The organism is Sphingomonas sp. CFBP 8760 (genome assembly GCF_014841615.1).
Taxonomy (GTDB): domain Bacteria; phylum Pseudomonadota; class Alphaproteobacteria; order Sphingomonadales; family Sphingomonadaceae; genus Sphingomonas.
Window position 1 is genome coordinate 1 of sequence record NZ_JACYUG010000006.1, and the last position, 20138, is coordinate 20138.

The following is a 20138-nucleotide window of genomic DNA, read 5'->3' on the forward strand; positions in this document are numbered from 1 at the left end:
CGAAGAAAGAAACATCACGGCAAAAGGGGGCGCAAGCGCCCCCCTCCGCCCTCAAAAATCCAGACGCGCGGTCAGCGACGTGTTGCGACCGTTGAGTGGCCGGGCACGAACGATGCCGCTGGCCGGAAGCGCCGCATCGTCGAAGGCGGTGAACGCCTTCACGTCGAACAGATTGCTCGCATTCAGCGTCAGTTGCAGGCGTGGTGCCGCCCGAACCTGCAGGAAGGCGTTGGTCGTCACGAAGCCGGGTACGCGCAGCACATTGTCGTCCTGCGCATAGCTGCGGGTCGTGCCGATCAGCACGGCCCCCACGGCAAAGCGCTCGGTGACGATCTGCGGCGTCGCCTGGAAGATGAACTTCGCCTGGTGTCGCGGCGTGTTGCCCGCAACCGCAGGGTTGATGCGATCGCGGACGATCTCCGCATCGGTCCAGGTGCCGCCGGCGGTCAGGCTGAACAGCCCGCGCCGATAGCCGCCCTCGAATTCCAGCCCGGTCGCCTTGTAGTCGCGCGCGATCAGGCCCGACGTGACCGGGTCGACATTGGTATCCTGCGCCTTTGCCCAGAACCCGGTCAGGTTCAGGGTCAGGTCGGCACGACGATATTTCACGCCGGCTTCGGCCTGTTTGACCGGATCGAATGCGGCACCCGGGATCAGCAGGCTGCCGTCGGTGGTGCTGACGATGTTGCTGAACAGGATGCGATCGGCATTGGCACGGGCACCACGGCTGTACCGTGCGAACACCGCGAGAGGCTCGGCGATCCGGAAGTTGATGCCGACCGAATAGGACAAGTAATCATATTTATAGTCGACCGGTGCCGGCGCGCTGAGGGGAGTCACGCCAACCTTTTGTTCGGCGATGGAGATGACGCCATCGCCGTTCATGTCGCGCGCCACCGTACCGATCCGGCCGCCGCCCAGGTCGGAACCGAAGATACGACCCTCGGCATTGCCGTAATCGTACCGGATGCTGCCGCCGATCGCGATCCGGCCGACATGGTAGTTCACCGACGCGAACGGCGCGTTCACCGCATAGTCGACGCGCAGCGACCGCCGCCGCGTACCGCGGGCCAAGGCGAGATTATACGCATAAACGCCGTCCTGCGTCAGCGCCCGCCCCGCGCGATCGGTGATGTTGAGCAGCGCCGCCTCACCATCGCCGCGCAGTTCGGAGACGAAGGTGGTCCACAGCGCATCGCGATCGATCGTCTGCCGCGCGGCATAGAAGCCCGCGGTCGTTGTCAGGTCGCCTTCACCCACCCGCCAGACCCGGCTGGCCCGGATATCGTTGGTGACGTTGTCATAGCTGTTGAGCCGCAGGTCGAGCATGTTGAGCGCGACGAGCAACCCGTTGCCGTTGAGGGTCGAGGGGTCGGCGATCACCTGCCCGGCGCGGGGGCCATTGGCATAGCTGAGCGTCGCCCCTGCCCCGCCCAGCGACTGCACGCCGGCCGCTGCCGGAAGATAGGCGCTGGTGAATGGCGAGATCAGCGTCCCCGACATGTCCGAGAACCGGAACCGCTCGGTCACCGTCCAGCCATGCAGGTCAACCTGCGCCTCCATGCCCAGAGATGCGGCCTTGACGCTCTGCCCCTCGGCGACGTCGTTGACCGTGACGTTGTTCTCACCGTCCAGCATCAGATTGGTGCGGATGTTACGCGACAGCAGCGTGTCCTGCCGGCCATCGAAGCCGGGCAGCGTCGTCACCTTGGGATCGGCATTGGTCCCCGTCGCGCGAAACGGCACCGCATCGTAGAAGGGCGAACGGTCGTCGAGATACTTGCCGTACAGGCGGATATAGCCGCCGGTGAATTCCTTGGTGACATTTGCCTTGATCTGACCGCCCTTCTGGGCGTCGTATCCCGCGCGACGCGGGCCTTCACCCTGCCGGTAGAAGCCCCCGACATGGAAACGCACGCTGTCGGTCAGCCGCGCGCCATAATCGAAATCGGTGCGATACTGCTCGAAGTCCAGCCCCGCGGTCACCGCCACCGCGCCGCCCTCGACATCGCCGGTCTTCGAGATGAAATTGATGATCCCGCCCGGCGAATTGGACGCGAAGGTGGAGGCGGAGCCACCGCGGATCACGTCTACCTGCGACAGATTGAGATCGACGCGCAGGAAATTATCGGCCCCCGCGCCCTGAATATCGCCGAACTCCAGCACCGGCAGGCCATCTTCCTGCAACTGCACGAACTTCGCCCCCGATGAGGCGATCGGGAGGCCCCGGATCGACAGGCTGACGGAACCCTCGCCGGTCGACGCCTCCGAGCGGATGCCCGGAATGTCACGCAGCAGGTCACCGATCGAACCCGGTGCCAGCTTTCGAATTTCGGCCTCTCGCAGCGAACTGGTCGAGGTGGCACTGTCGAGCCGGTCGCGTCCCTTGGCCACGCCGGTGGTGACGACATCGGCACCTTGCGGCGCCTGCACCGGAGCAGCCGTCGTGGTGGCGGTATCCGGCATCGCATAGGCAGGCACAGGCACCAGCAGCGCCACCGGCACCGCTGCCGACAACAGATCGATTTTCATGATAAACGGTGCCCCAAACAATCAGTTTGAATGGGTTATAGGTAACTATGCCCCACGCTGGTCACCGCCCCCATATTTATGACAGGGGGAATGTCTTTGATCGTTGCAATGGCAATGAAGCCCATAATCGAACAACGGTCGGATTGGTTGGGTTGGAGGATCAACCGATCCGACCGCAGCCCATTCCTTGATATGAAACGCAGCCGATATATTCGACGAAGGGATGATTCAGACGAATGCCCTAACTACAACTACGGCAGAAAATTCAATCGCTTAGGCGGCATTACAGCGAAATAGGTCGCCAATGATGACCAGTTTAATCAGACAAGGCCGATTGCCCGCGTATTACCGTCAAACCGATCGCGGTGTTGGATACACCGCCAACCGTTCAGATCGGGCTACGATTTCTCGGCATCATCGTGCTCCGCCCGATCTTCAACACCAGCCCCGGCAGTCCAGGATAGCTGGCCTTGTGATAAGGCGATGCCCCGTCCAACGCGGCGGAAATGCGGCGATGCGCCTCGCCAAGCGAGTGATAGGGCAGTCCCGGCAACAGGTGATGCAGCGCGTGATACCGCAGCCCCACCGGCGCCCACAATGCCGGCAGCAATGCAGGCGGCGGGACGTTGACGGTGTCGAGATACTGGGCGGTAACACTCATCGGTTCGCCTTCGTTCTCCCAGAGATGGGCGACCAGCGTCCGCACCTGATTGACCACCGCCACGCCCGAAGCGACGCCAAGGATAATCAGGAACGCGCGCAGCGGCAGCACCCCCGTCGCAGCCAATGTCACCAACGTGATCGCCCAGAGGCTGGCGGCCGTCTCGATCCGATTCCACTGCCGGGCAAAGGCGCCTTCCGGCATCCGGCGACGAAAGTGGGGGTTGATCGCCAGCGCCGAATAGCGCTCGACCACCACGGCACGGAACTTCGGCGACAACAGCGACAAGGGCGACAGCACCGCATAACGGACGATCAATGCGATCGGCGCAAGCGCGGAGATCACGATGAACAGCGGCAACGTCCAGGGCTTCATCAGCGCCAGCGGCAGATATTCAGGATCCTCCGCGGTACCGTACCGCGTCTTGGCGTGATGAAGATTGTGAACGCCTTCATACATGAAGGACGGGGTCAGCATCGGCACACCGACCAGAACATCCCACCCCTTGCGGAAACCGGGGAGCAGCGCGTGCTTCATGTGCGATACTTCGTGGATGAAGCTCAATCCACGATACAGGCCGAGCATCGCGACGATACCGGCCACCAACGACAACGCCGTCGACGTGGACATGATCGCCATCACCAGCGCGCCGTAGCCAACCACGACCGAGGCGATCAGATCGGCCCAATATAGTCGCGGGCGCGGCTGGACGAGATCGCGCGTCAACTCGGCGGCCGCACGCAGCATCGCTTTGTCGTCGGCGACACGCCCGGTGGCGGGAGCGGCCGTCACCGACGCGCGATCGAGGGACATCGTGGTGTTCATAACCTGATCCATGACACGAAGATAATGGCGACAGCATGGCTTTGCACCCCGTTCCCCGCCCCTGCGCCCGACGGAATTGCCACTCGCCATGATCGACCTTGCCGGTTACCGGATGCGAAACGGTGCAAGGGATGTGGACATGGCGGCGGCGACGGGCGTGACGATCCGGGAAGTAAAGACCAGACGCGACAGAAAGACGTTCGTCGACCTGCCCTTCCGCCTTTATCGCGACGATCCGAACTGGATACCGCCACTGAAGTCGGAAGCACTCGGCCTCATCACGCCGGAGAAGAACGGCTGGTTCAGCCATGCCAGGGCGCAGTTGTTCCTGGCGGAACAGGACGGTCGCGTCGTCGGACGGATTTCCGCGCATATCGATACGCTGGCGCTGAGCATGCCGGCCGATCGGGGCTTCGGTCCCGGGGTCGGGCAATGGGGGCTGATGGAGGCGGAACGGGAAGATGTCTTCGCCGCCCTGCTGGCGCGGGCGGAGGCATGGCTGCGCGCCGAGGGAATGAACCGCGCGCTCGGCCCCATCTCCATGTCGGTCTGGGAAGAGCCGGGCTTGCTGATCCAGGGCTACGATCATCCGCCGACCGTGATGATGGGCCACGCCAAGCCCGAATATCGCGGCTGGATAGAGACGGCAGGCTATGCGCCGGTCAAGCAGTTGCTGACCTATGACCTCGACATCACCAACGAATTCCCGCCGATCGTCCAGCGGATCATCAAGTCGGGCGAAAAAAACCCCCGCATCCGCATCCGGGAAGTCGACAAGTCGAAGTTCGAAGAGGAGGCGGCGATCATCCTCGCGATCCTCAACGATGCCTGGTCGGACAACTGGGGCTTCGTGCCGCTGACACCGCCGGAGATCAAGGATGTCGGCATCAAGCTGAAGCCGATCGTGTTCAACGACCTGATCCGCATCGCGGAACTGGACGGCCGCCCGGTGGCGTTCATGATCACGCTGCCCGACCTGAACGAGGCGATCGCGCCGTTGAACGGCAGTCTGCTGCCCTTTGGCTGGGCGAAGCTGCTGCTATGGTTGCGCAAGCCCAAGGTGCGGACGATGCGGGTGCCGCTGATGGGGGTGGTCAAGGAACTGCAGGCGTCGCGAATGGCGAGCCAGCTGGCTTTCATGATGATCGAATATATCCGCCGGGCATCGGTGGCCAGATATGGCGCGAGCCGGAGCGAGATCGGCTGGATCCTCGACGACAATCAGGGGATGCGTTCGATCGCGCAGGCGATCCGGTGCGAGGTCAACAAGGTGTATCAGGTCTACGAACGGACATTGTGAGGGCAGCGGCCCCGTGGCGACGCGCCACGGGGACCGGTTTGTCACCCGCCCGCCCTTCAGCGCCGGGGCATCCGGCGAGGATCGACACCCAGGACCTGCCATTCGGCCAGCGTGGCGCAGTCGCGGCGCAGGATGCGTGACGCGGTGATATCACCGACGATGCAATAGCGCTGGCTCAGCCCCTTGCCGGCGATCGGCCGCGTGGCGGGAACGGTCGTCGGGACAGGTGCCGTGATGGTCGTGGGAGCATCGCGCGGCTCGGCGGCGGCAGCGGCGGTGGTCAACAGCGTGGCGGTGACGACCGAGAGGCAGAACTTGGTGGCGAACATGAGGTTTTCCCTTCCCTGTGCGGATCAGCCCGCACCGAACAGGGATTGCACTTGCCGTGCCAGTTTATCTTTCTAGCAAAATCAATGACTTACAAATTGGTGTGTTAGCAACACACACCACCTCGCCGTATGGCACACCGATAATTGGCGGAAACGGCCACCGAATGATATGCGGCGTCAGAACAGCGCCGATATGCCACCATAGACACGTATATCGGGTGCGGCACGGTTGAGCCCGGCAGCAGTGCCGATATCCAACTGGACGTGCCCACTGGGTTGCCAAGCCGCCGATACGCCGGCGAGATATTGGGTCGTGCGCCCACCCGGATCGCGGTCGCGGATCGCCTGCACTTCGCCGACCAGTTCGACATGCTCCGTGAAATCCCATTCGGCACCGACCACGCCGTTATAGGCGAGGTGCCGGCCATGCCCGTCGTCATCGACCGCCGCATCCGCCTCGGCGGTGAATTCCAGCTGGATCGCGTCGGACAGGTCGTAGGTCAGCGGCGCGACGATCCCGCCGCCCCAGTCCCCCTCGCCGATCGGCGTACGCCCGACCGGCAGGGTCAGGAACGGGGTCAGCGCAAAGGACAGGCCATGGCCGTCCGGTTCAGCCAGATTGCGCTTTACCCCCAGCATCACGTCGCCGACGCGTCCCGTCCACGTTACTGTCCCCGTCGTCGCATCGCGCATCCGCTGATGGCCATAGGGCGTCCAGCCGACCTGCAATTCCGTCACGGCGCCGACCCCGATGCGGACCAGCGTGTCGGCGATCCCGACCGTATCGGTGCGGCCATCGGCATCGCGTTCGCGCGTCCAGTCGGCCAGTCCCGTCTCCACCAGCACATGTCCCGGTTCGACGGTACAGGCCGGGGTTCCCAACCCCGGCCGCTCGGCACACAGATCGCGATGCTGGGCGGCGGCGACACCCGGCAGCATCACCGCCAGCAGCGCGATCCACCGCGTCATCGCAAGCGGACCCAGGTCGGGGCGTGGTCGCTCGCCTTTTCCCGACCGCGATAGGTCTTGTCCACGCCCGCCCCGACCAGCCGGTCGGCCGCCTGTGGGCTGAGCAGCAGGTGATCGATCCGGAACCCGGCATCGCGCTGCCACGCGCCCGCCTGATAATCCCAGAACGTCCAGACCCGTCCTTTCGGTTCGCGGGTGCGCAGCGCATCGGTCCATCCCTGCGCCAGCAGGCGGCGATACGCTCCACGGCTTTCCGGCTGCATCAATGCATCGTCCTGCATGGCGCGGACCGAGAATGTATCGTCGTCATTGGGAATGACGTTGTAGTCACCGGCAAGGATCGTCGGCACCTCCTCCGCCAGCAGGTCACGGGCGCGGGTCGTCAACCGTTCCATCCAGCGCAGCTTGTAATCGAATTTGGGTCCGGGTCGCGGATTGCCGTTGGGCAGATAGAGCGACGCGACGACCAGCCCATCCACCTCGCATTCGAGATAACGGCTATGCTCGTCCTCCGGCTCCCCCGCGAGTCCACGCTGCCGTTCGACCGGCGTGGCACCCTTGGCGAGCACCGCGACGCCGTTCCATGCCTTCTGGCCATGCCACACCGCCCCGTATCCCGCCGCCTCGATCTCGGCGAGGGGGAAGGTTTCGTCGCTCGACTTCAGTTCCTGAAGACAGACGATGTCGGGCTGATCCTCGGTCAGATACTCGACCACGCGAGGCAGGCGGGCCTTGATCCCGTTGACGTTGTAGGTGACGATCTTCACGTCAGACCGCGAAGCTGGTGCCGCACCCGCAGCCCGATGCCGCCTGCGGATTATCGACCCGGAACGCCGCGCCGCCCAACGACTCGACGTAATCGACCCGGCATCCGCGCACCAGATCGAGACTGATATCGTCGACGACGAGACGGACGCCATCCGTCTCCGCGACATGATCGCCCCCCTCCGGCCCGTCCGCCAGCCCGAACTTGTACTGGAAGCCGGAACAGCCGCCACCATCGACCGACAGGCGCAGGACCGCCGGTTTGCCCTGACGGGCGGCGATCGCGGCGACGCGGGCGGCGGCGGCGGGCGACAGGGAGAGATCGGAGGCGAGCGTGGACATGCACTCGAGATAGGCGGTGCCGCCCCGTGCGGCAACCAAGGGTTGCTTGTCCGCCACCACCGCGTAGGTTCCCCCCACGATGGCCGATCCACCTGTCGATACCACCGGCCATCGGGCCCGGCTCCGCGGTCGGCTGCTCGCCGATCCGGAAGGATTGCTCGATCACGAACTGGTCGAATATCTGCTCGCGCTGGCCATTCCGCGCCGCGATACCAAACCGCTGGCGAAGGCATTGTTGAAGGAGTTCGGCGGGATCGGCGGCCTGATGGCGGCGGATGCCACCGCGCTGCAACGCGTCGACGGCATGGGCGACACCGCTGCGGCCGCAGTCCGGATCGCGCAGGCGACGGCGATCCGCATGATCCGGACCGAGGTGGCGGCACGACCGGTGCTGGCCAACTGGCAGGCACTGCTCGATTATCTTCGCGCCGACATGGCCCATGACGGGGTCGAGCGGTTTCGCGTCCTGCACCTCAACACGTACAGTGCGTACTGCTAAACGATTAATTGATCCAAATCGAGATGTCTGCCGATACTGCAGCCGGTATCTGCGACATCCGAGTATGCCCTATCGCGAGCCCAAGCGCTGTCAGGTCGAGATTTTTAAGAGGTGACCCGTTCCATTTTGTATGGGCGTCAGCCAGACTAGGACATAACGCACTGAGTCGACTTATAATCTGGTTATCGGACCCTAGGTTGTTGATGGCTTGGTCCCAGATTTTTCCCGCCCGTTCGGATTCTATACGATTCGCCGCCGCCAATGCATCGAAGGTGTTTTTGTCCACCGCGTTGACTTGGAGCCCCTCACGGGTCAGCAGTGACGTTGTGAATAAGTTGGCATTGTCAACGGCGTCACCTACCAACTCATGGTAGCGTGATCTATCTAGACCAACCATGAACAAACCTGGATACGTCCTCCGCCAGCACTCAATTAAAGATATCTCCCCCATGGAGATACTGGCACACCGCTGCGCCACGAGATAGTTATAGGTGCCTTGACCCGTTTCAACATCGCCTAAGAGGTCGTCGAACAGCAATTGGTGGTATGCAGCAAAGCTTTCTAGACTATTTATAGCTCCGAGTCTTATCGATTTTATTGCGAACACGAGTGCCAGCTCGCTCAGCTCGCTACTTGTAAGTCTTGGCGTTACGCTAACGGCTTCGTTCAGAACATGCGCGATACGTTCCCCACTCGTCTGTTTTGAGCGCTCAGCGATAAGGTCGATCAGGGTTTTGTGAGCATCTGCCTTGCCGGTGCGCGCGTATCCACGCTGGGCTTCCGCGACGACCTCGATAAAATCGGGATCCTCGAATGCTGCCCCCTTTACCGACCCGTCCTTGTCAAACCGGCCGATAACTTCTTCTTTGAACGACTTTAGTCGTTCCTCAACGATTGCTGAGGCGACCGCAGCCATTCGTGGAAGTTGATCGGCCAGCCCCTCAACGATGGCTTTGATCTCGTCAGAGCCAACTCCGTTGTAGATAGTGGTATCGCCAAGGCTCTGTATCGCGGTGCCGCCCGCTGCGACCTTTTGATCTTGCCGGTCACTCATTTGATACGATCCACCTTCGTATCTCGTCCCGACTGGATCGAAACCGAGCCCTTGCCCGTACGCTGCCGCTGAGTCACGTGGCGCCGCTTAATCACGGATGCTCCGACCCGAATCCCGATTATCGCGACGATGATCGCCGCTATCCCAATCACAATTTGCCACTGCCCGTTGGTCAAAATCGCCCCCTGTTCGCCGTATTCGCAATTCGATGCTAGGTATGGAGCCCGACATCCGTTGTGACAATTGCCGTTTGGTCCAAATTCCGAGGCAAGGGATATAGGGTTCACGTTCCGCGTTTTTCACCGTCCAGCGTCACGCGCTCTCCGCATAGGACGCCTCAACACCCGCAACATGCTCATCCGTGACGAGGTGATGCACAAGGGCACGGTCGATCAGGCGGCGGTATATGTGCGCGAGGTCATCAAGCGGGCGATCGATCTGGGATCGGCGGCGATCATCCTCGTCCATAACCACCCGTCGGGCGATCCCGCACCCAGCCGGGCGGACATCGACATTACCCGAACGATCGCGGAGGCGGGCAAGCGACTGGGGATCGCGCTCCACGACCACCTCATCATCGGGACCGGCGGACATGTATCGATGCGCGCGCAGGGGCTGATCTAGAAGGGGCCGATCTGAACGACAAAGCCCCGCCGGTCGTGAAACCGGCGGGGCGTCTGGTCGGCTATCGCCGTCAGGAGACAGTCAGTATCGATCAGGACTGGGCCTGCGCCAGGAACCCGGTCACCTCGGTCTTGTCCAGCGACTTGTTCTTGTCGGTGTCGGCCTGCGCAAAGGCCGCTCCAACCCACTTCTTCGTCTCGGCACTCGCTGCCTTGGTCGACGGATCGCTCGCGGTCTTCAATGCGACCATCCATTCGGAGAATTCGGCGCGGCTCAACTTGCCATCGGCGTTCTTGTCATAGGTACCGAATTGCGTGTCCACCGCCTGTGCGACCTGCGTGCCATCGGCCGGCGCGGCCTCTGCCGTCTGTGCGGGTGCTGCTTCCACGGGTGCTGCCGGATCGACGGCGGCCGGTGGCACAGTAGTCGCCGGATCAACCGAGGTTTGCGGCGCGGTCTGCGCAGTGGGGGCGGCTTGCGGCGCGGTCTGCGCAAGCACGGGGGCGGCAATGGTCATCGTTCCTGCGAGAATGATCGTCTTCAACATGGTGACTTTCCTTTCGCTTCATCCAAACCCTTGGCACACTCGTCTTCCGTCGGAACGGATGATCTGTACGAGTCGGCCTTATAAACTGTAGGTATGGCCGATATGATCCAATTTGAAGGACCGGGCGAGTGCTGCTAACGACGGTTCGTCCCGCCCCAGAGGCGTCGCCGCGACGACCCGTGGCTCAACCGAGACGAGGTACAATGATCCCGCGCTATTCCCGTGCCCCCATGGCCGCCCTCTGGACACCGGAAGCACGCTTCCGCATCTGGTTCGAGATCGAGGCGCACGCCACCGACGCCTTGGCCGAACTGGGGGTCGTCCCGAAGGAAGCGGCCGCCCGGATTTGGGAGGCGGATGCCGCCGCCGGTCCGTTCGACGTGGCCCGGATCGATGCGATCGAGGCGGAGACGAAGCACGATGTCATCGCGTTCCTGACGCATGTCAGCGAACGGACTGGCCCGGAGGCGCGGTTCCTGCATCAGGGAATGACATCGTCCGACGTGCTCGACACCTGTCTTGCCGTACAGCTCGCCCGGGCGGCCGACATCCTGATCGCCGATCTCGACGAACTGCTGGTGGTGCTGAAACGACGTGCCCACGAACACAAGCTGACCCCGACGATCGGGCGCAGCCATGGCATTCATGCCGAACCCGTCACCTTCGGGCTGAAACTGGCCCAGGCCTATGCCGAATTCGCCCGCAATCGTGAGCGGCTGGTGGCGGCGCGCCTCGACGTCGCGACCTGCGCGATTTCCGGCGCGGTCGGCACCTTTGCCAATATCGATCCCTTCGTGGAGGATTATGTCGCGCAGAAGATGGGATTGACGGTGGAGCCGGTTTCCACCCAGGTCATTCCGCGCGATCGCCATGCGATGTTCTTTGCGACGCTCGGCGTCATCGCCTCGTCGATCGAACGGCTGGCGACCGAGGTACGCCACCTGCAACGGACCGAGGTGCTGGAGGCGGAGGAGTATTTCTCGCCCGGTCAGAAGGGTTCGTCGGCGATGCCGCACAAGCGCAACCCCGTGCTGACCGAAAACCTGACCGGCCTTGCCCGCATGGTCCGTGGTTATGTCATGCCCGCGCTGGAGAACGTGGCGCTGTGGCATGAGCGCGATATCAGCCATTCGTCGGTCGAACGCTATATCGGCCCCGATGCCACCATCACGCTCGACTTCGCGCTGGCGCGGCTGACCGGGGTGATGGACAAGCTGGTCGTCTATCCGGAGCGGATGGCGAAGAACCTGCACCGCATGGGTGGTCTGGTCCATTCGCAGCGCGTGCTGCTGGCGCTGACCCAGGCGGGGGTCAGCCGCGAGGACGCGTACCGGCTGGTCCAGCGCAATGCGATGAAGGTGTGGGAATCGGATGGCGAACTGTCGCTGATGGAGTTGCTCGTCGCCGATCCCGACGTGACGGCCGCCTTGCCGACTGCGGAAATCGAGGCGCGGTTCGACCTCGATTACCACTTCAAGCACGTCGACACGATCTTCGACCGGGTCTTCCGTTAAGATTTTAGTTACACGTGCGCGCAATGCAATGACGAATGATAGCAATTAAATTGCGCGGCATGTGAGCCGGTCATACATCGCCGATGCCGGATATCATTCCGGCATCGGAGACCAATTCCATGCGTATGTTCGAAACCGTGACCAGCTCGATGCTGGCGATCGCGGCCCAGGCGCTGGTGGTCGGGGTCGTCATTTCGACCTTCTGATCCATCGGCCACCGCCCTCGTAACAGGGGGCGGACAGGCCGGCGGGCATACCGGCGACGGATACGGAAAAGTAACCCGACACCCTTAGACCGGCCTCATGGTTACTTCGTTCACGCCCAGCCTGTTGCCGATGCTGGCTCAAGTGGCCGGCGCCATCGTGGGCCTGTTGTCGCTGGCACTGGTCCCGCCCGCCCATGGCACCATCCTGATCGTATCCATCGCCGGTGATCGCGTGGCCGAGATCGCCAACGCCGCATTGGCGACCGGCGCCCGGATTTCGCGCCGTGGCCCCGGCGATCACAGCCTGATCGTTATCGGTGATCGTGACCGGTTGATCGGCCTGTCGCGTCGGGGACTCATCCCCCTCGCCGCCCCCGATATCCTGTGCGGCGCGTGACCGACACGCCGTCTTCCGGCGCGATCGAGCTTGACGATCTGCGTCGCCATGGCGTCCGGTTGCTCACGATCGGCGGCTGGACGACCACCTTGCTGCTGGCGCTCGTCGCGTTCTGCCTGGACCGCGACCGGGTCATGATCGTCTTGGCGATCGGCACCGCCACCACTATCTACCCCACATGGCTGATCCGCCACGGACGCAACGACGCGGTGGCACGACTGGCGGTCGGCACGCTGCCGGCGGTGATCCCCGCGCTGGGGGTCTATGTCATGGCCGGCGGGGCATGGCAGATGGATGCGCACATGTACTTCTTCGTCGCCCTGTCGGCGCTGACGCTGCTGTGCGACTGGCGACCGATCGTGCTGGCGAGCGTGCTGATCGCGGTCCACCATGCCCTGCTGTGGCTGGTGGCACCCGATCTGGTGTTCTCCACCACCGGCAATATCGATCGTGTCCTGTATCATGCGGTCGCGGTCGTCCTGCAGGCGGGATTGCTCAGCTTCATCGCGGTACGCCTGCGCGATCTACTGGTCGCGCAAAGCCGCGCGCGCGAGGAAAGCCATTCGCTGGCCGCACAGGCCGCCGCCGGAACCGCCATGGCGCAAACCGCCTTGCACGATGCCCAGATAGCGCAGGGGCAGGCCGAGGCCGAACGGGGATTGCGCGAAGCGGCAGAGGCTGCATCGCGTGATCGCCGCCGGCAGGACATGCTGAGGCTGGCCGCTGATTTCGAGGCATCGGTCGCGGATATCGTCGGCGCGGTCGGCACCGCCTGCGACGATCTCGACCGATCCGCCCACGCGCTCAACCTGCTCGCGCGGCAGACCAGTCGCGAAGCGGGCACGACCGCCACCTCCGTCGTCGTCGCCTCGCATCGCGCGCAGGATCTGGCGGTCGCGGTACGATCGTTGAGCCAGTCGATCGGGCTGATCGCCGGATCGGTGGACAGGCAGGCGAGCCTGAGCGGCGATGCGCGTGGCATCTCCACCTCCGGTCACGCGGCGGTGACGACGCTTAGCGAGCATGGCGTCACGATCGGGGGCTTCACCGATACGATCGCGGCGATCGCCGCGCAGACGAATCTGCTCGCGCTCAACGCGACGATCGAGGCGGCGCGGGCCGGCGAGGTCGGGCGCGGCTTCGCAGTCGTCGCGGGCGAGGTGAAGGGGTTGGCGCAACAGGCGTCGGTCGCCACCGGGCGCATCCGCCATCTGGCCGACGCGATGGCCAGTGGTGCCGGTCTGGCCCGCGATGCGCTGGGGCAGATCACCACCGTCGTCGCCGATGTCGCCGCGGCATCCGAGACGATCCGCGACGAGGTCGGTCGTCACCGCGCCACCGCCAGCAATATCGAACGTACCGCCCAGGAGACGGCGGCCGATACCGAAACCGTCGCGCGGGAAGTGGACGGTATCGTCACGCTCGCCAACGATACGGAGACGCTATCGGAACAGGTATCGCATGCCGCCTCCGGCTTGAGCGCTTCATCGACGGCCTTGCGCGCGGCCGCCGGTCAGTTCATCGAAATGCTCCGGGCGGCGTGATCCCGCCCCCTCCCGCCGGGAAGAGGGCGGCCTTCGTCACTCGGCGGCGAACACGCCCTTCAGCTTGGCGAAAAAGCCCTGGCTCGCGGGGCACTCGTCGCCGGTTTCGGTCTCGCGGAACATCTCCAGCAATTCGCGCTGTCGGCTCGACAAGCGGGTCGGCGTCTCAACCTCGATCTGCACGACGAGATCACCCGATCCGCGCCCCTGCAACACCGGCATCCCGGCACCGCGCTGACGCAACTGTTTACCGGTCTGGATGCCGGCCGGAATCTTCAGTTCATGGGTGTCGCCGTCCAGACCGGGAATCGATAGCGATCCGCCAAGCGCGGCCGTGGTGAAGCTGATCGGCACGCGCGCGAACAGCGTCGTGCCCTCGCGTTCGAACAGCGCATGCCGTTTCACATGCAGGAAGATGTACAGATCACCCGCCGGCGCACCGCGTGGTCCCGCCTCGCCTTCGCCGGTCAGGCGGATACGCGTGCCTTCATCGACCCCGGCGGGTACATTGACGGTCAGCGTCTTGGTCTTGTCGACCCGACCTTCGCCCCGACAATCGCCGCACGGATCGGCGATGACCTGCCCCGCGCCCTGACAGACCGGACATGGCCGCTCGACCACGAAGAAACCCTGCTGCGCCCGTACCTTGCCATGGCCATTGCACTGACGGCAGGTCGAGGCATGGGTACCGGGCTTGGCACCCGAGCCGTGGCAGGTGTCACATTCAGCCGACACGTCGACCGTGATCTCGGTCGCCTTGCCATGGAACGCCTCTTCCAGCGTCACTTCCATGTCGTAGCGTAGGTCGGCACCGCGTCGTGCCTGCTGCCGGCCACCGCCGCCGCGCCCGCCCATGAACTCGCCGAACACCGATTCGAAGATGTCGGAGAAACCGCCGAAGTCCTGCGCGCCGCCGCCACCGCCGCCGCCCTGCTGGAACGCGGCGTGGCCGAAGCGATCATAGGCCGCGCGCTTCTGCGGGTCCTTCAGGACGTCATAGGCTTCCGACACCGCCTTGAACTTGGCCTCGGAATCCTTGCACCCGGCATTCTTGTCGGGATGATACTTCATCGCGAGCTTGCGGTACGACGACTTGATGACGCCGGCATCGGCGGTGCGCTCGCATTCGAGCAGTTCGTAATAATCGACCTGGGTACTCATGACCGCCTCACAGGAAAGCGCCCCGCCCTCCCAACGCCGCTAACGGCGGAGGGCTGACGGGGCGCGTTCATGACGTTGATTACGCCTTGGGGTTGTCGTCGACTTCCGAGAATTCGGCGTCGACCACGTCGTCGTCCTTCTTGGCGGCGGCATCGGCCGCGGGAGCGGCATCGGTCTGCGCCTGCTTCTCGTAGATCGCCTGCCCCAGCTTCATCGCAACCTGCGCCAGTGCCTGCGACTTGTCGTTCATCGCCTCCGGCTCGCCACCCTCGACCGCCGCCTTGGCGGCATCGATCGCAGACTGGATCTCGGCCTTCAGGCTTTCGTCGACCTTGTCGCCATTGTCGGCCAACTGACGCTCGGTGGTGTGGATCAGCGATTCGGCGTTGTTCTTCGCCTCGACCGATGCACGCCGCTTCTTGTCCTCCTCGGCGAAGCTCTCGGCATCGCGCACCATCTGCTCGATGTCGCTGTCGGACAGGCCACCCGATGCCTGGATGCGGATCTGCTGCTCCTTACCGGTACCCTTGTCCTTGGCGGACACGTTCACGAGGCCGTTCGCATCGATGTCGAACGTCACCTCGATCTGCGGCACGCCGCGCGGTGCCGGCGGGATGCCGACCAGATCGAACTGACCGAGCATCTTGTTGTCCGCCGCCATCTCGCGCTCGCCCTGGAACACGCGGATCGTCACGGCGCCCTGATTGTCGTCGGCGGTCGAATAGGTCTGCGACTTCTTAGTCGGGATCGTCGTGTTGCGGTCGATCATCCGGGTGAACACGCCACCCAGCGTCTCGATGCCCAGCGACAGCGGCGTCACGTCGAGCAGCAGCACGTCCTTGACGTCGCCCTGCAACACGCCCGCCTGAATGGCGGCGCCCATCGCCACGACTTCGTCCGGGTTGACGCCGGTGTGCGGGTCCTTGCCGAAGAAGTTCTTCACCGCCTCGCGCACCTTCGGCATCCGCGTCATGCCGCCGACGAGAACGACCTCGCTGATGTCGTCGGTCTTCACGCCGGCATCGGCCAACGCCTTCTTCATCGGCTCGATCGTGCGCTTGATGAGGTCGTCGACCAGACGCTCCAGATCGGCGCGGCTGATCGTCTTCACCAGATGCTTCGGGCCGTTCTGGTCGGCGGTGATGAAGGGCAGGTTGACCTCGGTCGAGGCTGCCGACGATAACTCGATCTTCGCCTTCTCGGCTGCTTCCTTCAAACGCTGCAGCGCCAGCTTGTCCTTGGCGAGGTCGATGCCCTCGTCCTTCTTGAAGCCTTCGGCCAGAAACTCGACCAGCTTGTTGTCGAAGTCCTCACCACCCAGGAAGGTATCGCCGTTGGTCGCCTTCACCTCGAACACGCCGTCGCCGATCTCCAGGATCGACACGTCGAAGGTGCCGCCGCCCAGATCGTAGACCGCGATCGTCTTGCCGTCCTGCTTCTCCAAGCCGTAGGCCAACGCCGCCGCCGTCGGTTCGTTGATGATGCGCAGCACTTCGAGGCCGGCGATCTGGCCGGCATCCTTGGTCGCCTGACGCTGCGCATCGTTGAAGTAGGCGGGAACGGTGATAACCGCCTGCGTCACCGTCTCACCCAGATAGGATTCGGCGGTTTCCTTCATCTTCTGAAGCGTGAAGGCGCTGATCTGCGAGGGGCTGTAATCCTTGCCGCCGGCCGAGACCCACGCGTCGCCGTTCGGGCCGCGCGCGATCTTGTACGGCACCAGCTCGGTGTCCTTCTTGGTGATCGGATCGTCGAAACGGCGGCCGATCAGGCGCTTCACGGCGAAGATGGTGTTGTCGCCGTTGGTCACCGCCTGACGCTTGGCAGGCTGGCCGACCAGCCGCTCGCCGTCCTTGGCGAAGGCGACGATCGACGGCGTCGTGCGTGCGCCCTCCGCATTCTCGATGACCTTGGGCTTGCCGCCTTCCATCACCGAAACGCAGCTGTTGGTGGTGCCCAGATCGATGCCGATAACTTTTGCCATGAGTCCCTTGATGCCCCTCATCAAACAAAAAAAGAATGGGATCGCGATCCGTTACGGCAGCGCAATCTCCCGGTGATGGGCGCGATATAGGTGGCCTGCCGCTTGCCGCAAGAAGTCGTGGAACCTAGGGCGATATCGCGAGTGTCGAGGGAGTGGCCGGAATGCAACGCTGGTGGACGATTGCGGCGGGCTGCCTGATGCTGGCGGGTTGTCTGAAACCCGCGACGATCGAGACGGAGGACCCGTGGGTCCGCCTGCCCGCCGTGGCGGGGCGGCCCGCCTCGGGATATTTCACGCTGAACGGCGGCGCCACGCCGACCAGCCTCGTCAGCGTGTCGGTCGACCGGGCGATCCGCACCGAGATGCACCAGTCGATGACGACCGGCGGCGCGATGACCATGCAGCCGGTCCGCGATCTGCCGTTGCCCGCGCATGGCACGATCCGCTTCGCACCCGGCGGACTGCACCTGATGATCTTCGGTCTCGATCCGGCTATGAAGAAGGGAGATTCCACCCTCCTGACCTTCACCTTCGCCGACGGATCGCGGATGGAGCGCAAGGCATGGGCGGTGGGCGCCGCCGATCCTGCGCCGGATTGAGGGTCCACCGGGAGTCCTCCCGCGTTCGGCGATGATGGAAACCACGAAGGGACATGCCCGGCCGTTGACCGCGGGCGAGGTCAGGCTGGCGAAATCGCTCTATCACGACAGCATCGACCTGTCGGGAGTCGAGATCAGGCGGCGTAAATGGGCGTTCTTCCAGCCGCGCCATGTTGCGATGGCGCCCTGCGGGCATATCCACTTCCACCCCGAAGGCAGTAGCTGGAGCGAGGATTTCGCCACCGAGGGGTTGGCCCTGCGCGGCCTGTTCCTCCACGAACTGTGTCATGTGTGGCAATGGCAGCGTGGCATCTACCTGCCGCTCGCCCGCCATCCCTTCTGCCGCTACAGCTACACGATGAAGCCGGGCTGGCGATTGCCGCAATACGGGCTGGAGCAACAGGCCGAGATCGTCCGCCACGCCTATCTGTTGCGCGAAGGCTATGCCGTTCCCGGTGCGCCCGCGCTGGGGCAGTACGAGACGTTGCTCGGCATCTTCCGGTAAGCGGCGGCTTAGGCGGTGACCATGGCATCCTGCACCACCTCGGGCAGGATGGCGTCGAGCAGCAGCGCCCCTGCCTCGGTCACGCGCAACCGGTCACCGGTCTGCGCCATCAGGCCGAGGTCGGACAGGCGCGCGACAGCCTTTGCATCCACCGGCGCGACGCCCCCGGCCAGCCTCGCGATCCGGGCAAGGTCGATCCCCTCGGTCAGGCGCAGGCCCATCAGCAATGCCTCGGTCGCGCGGTCGTGCGGCGCGAGCGGTTCCTCGCTCTGGGTCCCATGGCCGTTGCGGGCGACGGCGGCGAGCCAGTTTTCCGGCTTGCGGTGCCGCACCGTCGCCAGCCCGCCCCGCCGGCCATGCGCACCCGGTCCGATCCCGGCATAGTCGCGGTATCGCCAATAGGTCAGGTTGTGCCGGCTCTCCGCCCCCGGCCGGGCATGGTTGGAGGTTTCATAGGCGGGCAGGCCAGCGGCGGCGGTCATCGCCCTTGTCGTCTCGAAGATGTCGGCCGCCGCATCCTGATCGGGCAGCACCAGCCGACCCGCCAGCGCTTCGGTCGCGAACCGGGTGCCGGGTTCGATCGTCAACTGATAGAGCGAGATATGCTCGGTGCCGAACGCCAGCGCGCGGGCCAGTTCCGCCTGCCACGACGCCAAGGGTTGATCGGGCCGGGCGTAGATCAGGTCGATGCTGACCCGCGCGAACGCCGATTGCGCCACGCCGAGCGCGGCAACCCCCTCCGCCACGTCATGCGCACGGCCAAGGAAATGCAGCGCGCGATCATCGAGCGATTGCAGGCCGAGCGATACGCGGTTGACCCCGGCCGCCGCCAGATCGGCGAACCGCGCCGCCTCCACCGATGACGGATTCGCCTCCAGCGTGATCTCCACGCCGGGCGCGAACCCCCATGCCGCCGATGCCGCATCGAGGATCGCCGCGACCGTCGCCGGCGGCATCAGCGAGGGGGTGCCGCCGCCGAAGAACACCGATCCGATCCGCCGCCCCGGCAACAGGGCCGCCTCATGCCTCAAATCGGCGATCAGCGCGTCCCGCCAGGCGGCCTGATCCACCGCGGCACGGACATGACTGTTGAAATCGCAATAAGGACATTTGGACACGCAGAACGGCCAGTGGACATACAGCGCCAGATCGTCGGGTTCGCCAACAGGGGTTCGCAAGACATTCATCGGCGTGCGATATGGCGTTCTGTATGGAGTTGGCAAAGTTTCCGTTGCTGTTGGTCTGCGCGATAGTGGCATCCGCCGCCGTGGCGGCATCGCGGGCTGCCGCGCCCGCTGCCCTGACGCCGTCGGCACCCGTGCGCGCGGTCGATGCGCTGCGGCAGGCGGTACTGGACGCGCATCGACAGGCACGGGCGCAGGTCGGCCTGCCGCCGCTGGCGTGGAACGACGATCTTGCCGCCGCCGCGCGCGATCACGCCGCGATGCTGGCCCGGATGGGAACGCTGCGCCACGACGATCGACCATCCGTGGAGGAGCAGGGCGAAAATCTGTGGGCGGGTACGCGCGGCGCCTATGCCTATCGCGAGATGGTCGCGGCATGGGCGGAGGAAGCCGCCCATTTCGTCAACGCCCCCGCCCCGCGTTTCAGCCGTACCGGCCAGTGGCAGGATGCCGGCCATTATGCGCAGATCGTCTGGCGCGACACGCGCGAGGTGGGTTGCGCGACCGCCAGCGATCCTCGCGAGGATTATCTGGTGTGCCGGTATCGCCCGGCCGGCAATATCGTGGGCCGACCGGCGTTCTAGGCCCGACCGACGC

General features: G+C 64.4%; 19 protein-coding genes and 2 pseudogenes. 9 read left to right on the forward strand and 12 right to left on the reverse strand.

Annotated elements, in window-relative coordinates; all coding sequences use genetic code 11:
- Positions 1-51: 51 nt before the first annotated feature.
- Together IFT82_RS09420 and IFT82_RS09425 are read right to left on the reverse strand one after the other, a co-directional pair.
- Positions 52-2532, reverse strand: coding sequence for a TonB-dependent receptor domain-containing protein (locus tag IFT82_RS09420; RefSeq protein WP_192126063.1), 2481 nt, complete (start codon positions 2530-2532; stop codon positions 52-54).
- Between the two features lie 388 nt (positions 2533-2920).
- Positions 2921-4018 carry a fatty acid desaturase family protein gene (locus IFT82_RS09425; RefSeq protein WP_192126064.1) on the reverse strand — a complete coding sequence of 366 codons (1098 nt, stop codon included), beginning with the start codon at positions 4016-4018 and terminating at the stop codon, positions 2921-2923.
- A 139-nt stretch (positions 4019-4157) separates the two neighbouring features.
- On the opposite strand from IFT82_RS09425, the gene IFT82_RS09430 reads away from it, so the two are divergent.
- Complete coding sequence (locus IFT82_RS09430) at positions 4158-5318, forward strand: N-acetyltransferase (RefSeq protein ID WP_192126065.1); 1161 nt, start codon at positions 4158-4160, stop codon at positions 5316-5318.
- 56 nt (positions 5319-5374) lie between these two features.
- Here the strand turns inward: IFT82_RS09430 and IFT82_RS09435 are convergent, their stop codons facing one another.
- The 4 genes from IFT82_RS09435 to IFT82_RS09450 form a co-directional block, all read right to left on the reverse strand.
- The gene (locus tag IFT82_RS09435) at positions 5375-5647 is read right to left on the reverse strand and encodes a hypothetical protein (RefSeq protein WP_192126066.1); all 273 of its coding nucleotides are present in this window, start codon (positions 5645-5647) and stop codon (positions 5375-5377) included.
- Between the two features lie 177 nt (positions 5648-5824).
- Complete coding sequence (locus tag IFT82_RS09440; protein ID WP_192126067.1) at positions 5825-6616, reverse strand: transporter; 792 nt, start codon at positions 6614-6616, stop codon at positions 5825-5827.
- Positions 6613-7383, reverse strand: coding sequence for an exodeoxyribonuclease III (xth, locus tag IFT82_RS09445; protein WP_192126068.1), 771 nt, complete (start codon positions 7381-7383; stop codon positions 6613-6615). Before xth ends, IFT82_RS09440 begins: the two co-directional genes overlap by 4 nt.
- Position 7384: 1 nt before the next feature.
- Positions 7385-7723, reverse strand: a complete 339-nt coding sequence (locus IFT82_RS09450; protein WP_192126383.1) for a HesB/IscA family protein — start codon at positions 7721-7723, stop codon at positions 7385-7387.
- A 79-nt stretch (positions 7724-7802) separates the two neighbouring features.
- Here IFT82_RS09450 and IFT82_RS09455 point away from each other — a divergent pair.
- Positions 7803-8204 (forward strand): annotated as a pseudogene (locus tag IFT82_RS09455) (hypothetical protein); the annotation flags it as partial.
- A 22-nt stretch (positions 8205-8226) separates the two neighbouring features.
- On the opposite strand, the gene IFT82_RS09460 reads toward IFT82_RS09455, so the two are convergent.
- Positions 8227-9276 carry an LPO_1073/Vpar_1526 family protein gene (locus tag IFT82_RS09460; RefSeq protein ID WP_192126070.1) on the reverse strand — a complete coding sequence of 350 codons (1050 nt, stop codon included), beginning with the start codon at positions 9274-9276 and terminating at the stop codon, positions 8227-8229.
- Between the two features lie 324 nt (positions 9277-9600).
- Here IFT82_RS09460 and IFT82_RS09465 point away from each other — a divergent pair.
- Positions 9601-9900, forward strand: a pseudogene (locus tag IFT82_RS09465) (JAB domain-containing protein); the annotation flags it as partial.
- A gap of 91 nt (positions 9901-9991) precedes the next feature.
- Here IFT82_RS09465 and IFT82_RS09470 read toward each other — a convergent pair.
- Positions 9992-10447, reverse strand: a complete 456-nt coding sequence (locus IFT82_RS09470; protein WP_192126073.1) for an EF-hand domain-containing protein — start codon at positions 10445-10447, stop codon at positions 9992-9994.
- 203 nt (positions 10448-10650) lie between these two features.
- Between IFT82_RS09470 and purB the strand changes: the two genes are divergently transcribed.
- Positions 10651-11961, forward strand: a complete 1311-nt coding sequence (gene purB, locus IFT82_RS09475; RefSeq protein WP_192126074.1) for an adenylosuccinate lyase — start codon at positions 10651-10653, stop codon at positions 11959-11961.
- A 70-nt stretch (positions 11962-12031) separates the two neighbouring features.
- Here the strand turns inward: purB and IFT82_RS09480 are convergent, their stop codons facing one another.
- Positions 12032-12172 (reverse strand): hypothetical protein, encoded by a 141-nt coding sequence (locus IFT82_RS09480; RefSeq protein ID WP_192126077.1) that lies wholly within the window; start codon positions 12170-12172, stop codon positions 12032-12034.
- Positions 12173-12264: 92 nt separating this feature from the next.
- Between IFT82_RS09480 and IFT82_RS09485 the strand changes: the two genes are divergently transcribed.
- Positions 12265-12564: a hypothetical protein gene (locus IFT82_RS09485; protein ID WP_192126079.1), complete on the forward strand. Its 300-nt coding sequence runs from the start codon at positions 12265-12267 to the stop codon at positions 12562-12564.
- Positions 12561-14108 carry a methyl-accepting chemotaxis protein gene (locus IFT82_RS21325; protein ID WP_192126081.1) on the forward strand — a complete coding sequence of 516 codons (1548 nt, stop codon included), beginning with the start codon at positions 12561-12563 and terminating at the stop codon, positions 14106-14108. The genes IFT82_RS09485 and IFT82_RS21325 overlap by 4 nt, the downstream gene beginning before the upstream one ends.
- A 36-nt stretch (positions 14109-14144) precedes the next feature.
- On the opposite strand, the gene dnaJ is transcribed toward IFT82_RS21325, so the two are convergent.
- Both dnaJ and dnaK read right to left on the reverse strand, forming a co-directional pair.
- Positions 14145-15269 (reverse strand): molecular chaperone DnaJ, encoded by a 1125-nt coding sequence (gene dnaJ / locus IFT82_RS09495; RefSeq protein ID WP_192126083.1) that lies wholly within the window; start codon positions 15267-15269, stop codon positions 14145-14147.
- Between the two features lie 79 nt (positions 15270-15348).
- On the reverse strand, positions 15349-17253 hold the full coding sequence (dnaK, locus tag IFT82_RS09500) for a molecular chaperone DnaK (RefSeq protein ID WP_192126085.1): 1905 nt from the start codon (positions 17251-17253) through the stop codon (positions 15349-15351).
- Between the two features lie 161 nt (positions 17254-17414).
- Between dnaK and IFT82_RS09505 the strand changes: the two genes are divergently transcribed.
- Complete coding sequence (locus IFT82_RS09505) at positions 17415-17852, forward strand: copper chaperone PCu(A)C (RefSeq protein WP_192126087.1); 438 nt, start codon at positions 17415-17417, stop codon at positions 17850-17852.
- A 31-nt stretch (positions 17853-17883) separates the two neighbouring features.
- Entirely contained in the window at positions 17884-18357 is a 474-nt protein-coding gene (locus IFT82_RS09510) for a vgr related protein (RefSeq protein WP_244646644.1), read from the forward strand.
- An 8-nt stretch (positions 18358-18365) separates the two neighbouring features.
- On the opposite strand, the gene hemW is transcribed toward IFT82_RS09510, so the two are convergent.
- The gene (gene hemW / locus IFT82_RS09515) at positions 18366-19544 is read right to left on the reverse strand and encodes a radical SAM family heme chaperone HemW (protein WP_192126089.1); all 1179 of its coding nucleotides are present in this window, start codon (positions 19542-19544) and stop codon (positions 18366-18368) included.
- 65 nt (positions 19545-19609) lie between these two features.
- Here hemW and IFT82_RS09520 point away from each other — a divergent pair, with 65 nt between their 5' ends.
- Positions 19610-20125, forward strand: a complete 516-nt coding sequence (locus IFT82_RS09520) for a CAP domain-containing protein (protein ID WP_342355085.1) — start codon at positions 19610-19612, stop codon at positions 20123-20125.
- The last annotated feature ends 13 nt before the right edge of the window (positions 20126-20138 follow it).

Coding starts and splice junctions, on each gene's coding strand:
- dnaJ (WP_192126083.1), bottom strand. CDS start 15,269: ATGAGTACCCAGGTCGATTATTACGAACTGCTCGAATGCGAGCGCACC.
- IFT82_RS09425 (WP_192126064.1), bottom strand. CDS start 4,018: ATGAACACCACGATGTCCCTCGATCGCGCGTCGGTGACGGCCGCTCCC.
- IFT82_RS09460 (WP_192126070.1), bottom strand. CDS start 9,276: ATGAGTGACCGGCAAGATCAAAAGGTCGCAGCGGGCGGCACCGCGATA.
- IFT82_RS09440 (WP_192126067.1), bottom strand. CDS start 6,616: ATGACGCGGTGGATCGCGCTGCTGGCGGTGATGCTGCCGGGTGTCGCC.
- purB (WP_192126074.1), top strand. CDS start 10,651: ATGATCCCGCGCTATTCCCGTGCCCCCATGGCCGCCCTCTGGACACCG.
- IFT82_RS09485 (WP_192126079.1), top strand. CDS start 12,265: ATGGTTACTTCGTTCACGCCCAGCCTGTTGCCGATGCTGGCTCAAGTG.
- IFT82_RS09505 (WP_192126087.1), top strand. CDS start 17,415: ATGCAACGCTGGTGGACGATTGCGGCGGGCTGCCTGATGCTGGCGGGT.
- IFT82_RS09435 (WP_192126066.1), bottom strand. CDS start 5,647: ATGTTCGCCACCAAGTTCTGCCTCTCGGTCGTCACCGCCACGCTGTTG.
- IFT82_RS09470 (WP_192126073.1), bottom strand. CDS start 10,447: ATGTTGAAGACGATCATTCTCGCAGGAACGATGACCATTGCCGCCCCC.
- IFT82_RS09430 (WP_192126065.1), top strand. CDS start 4,158: ATGGCGGCGGCGACGGGCGTGACGATCCGGGAAGTAAAGACCAGACGC.
- hemW (WP_192126089.1), bottom strand. CDS start 19,544: ATGAATGTCTTGCGAACCCCTGTTGGCGAACCCGACGATCTGGCGCTG.
- IFT82_RS09510 (WP_244646644.1), top strand. CDS start 17,884: ATGATGGAAACCACGAAGGGACATGCCCGGCCGTTGACCGCGGGCGAG.
- IFT82_RS09420 (WP_192126063.1), bottom strand. CDS start 2,532: ATGAAAATCGATCTGTTGTCGGCAGCGGTGCCGGTGGCGCTGCTGGTG.
- IFT82_RS09480 (WP_192126077.1), bottom strand. CDS start 12,172: ATGGATCAGAAGGTCGAAATGACGACCCCGACCACCAGCGCCTGGGCC.
- dnaK (WP_192126085.1), bottom strand. CDS start 17,253: ATGGCAAAAGTTATCGGCATCGATCTGGGCACCACCAACAGCTGCGTT.
- IFT82_RS09450 (WP_192126383.1), bottom strand. CDS start 7,723: ATGTCCACGCTCGCCTCCGATCTCTCCCTGTCGCCCGCCGCCGCCGCC.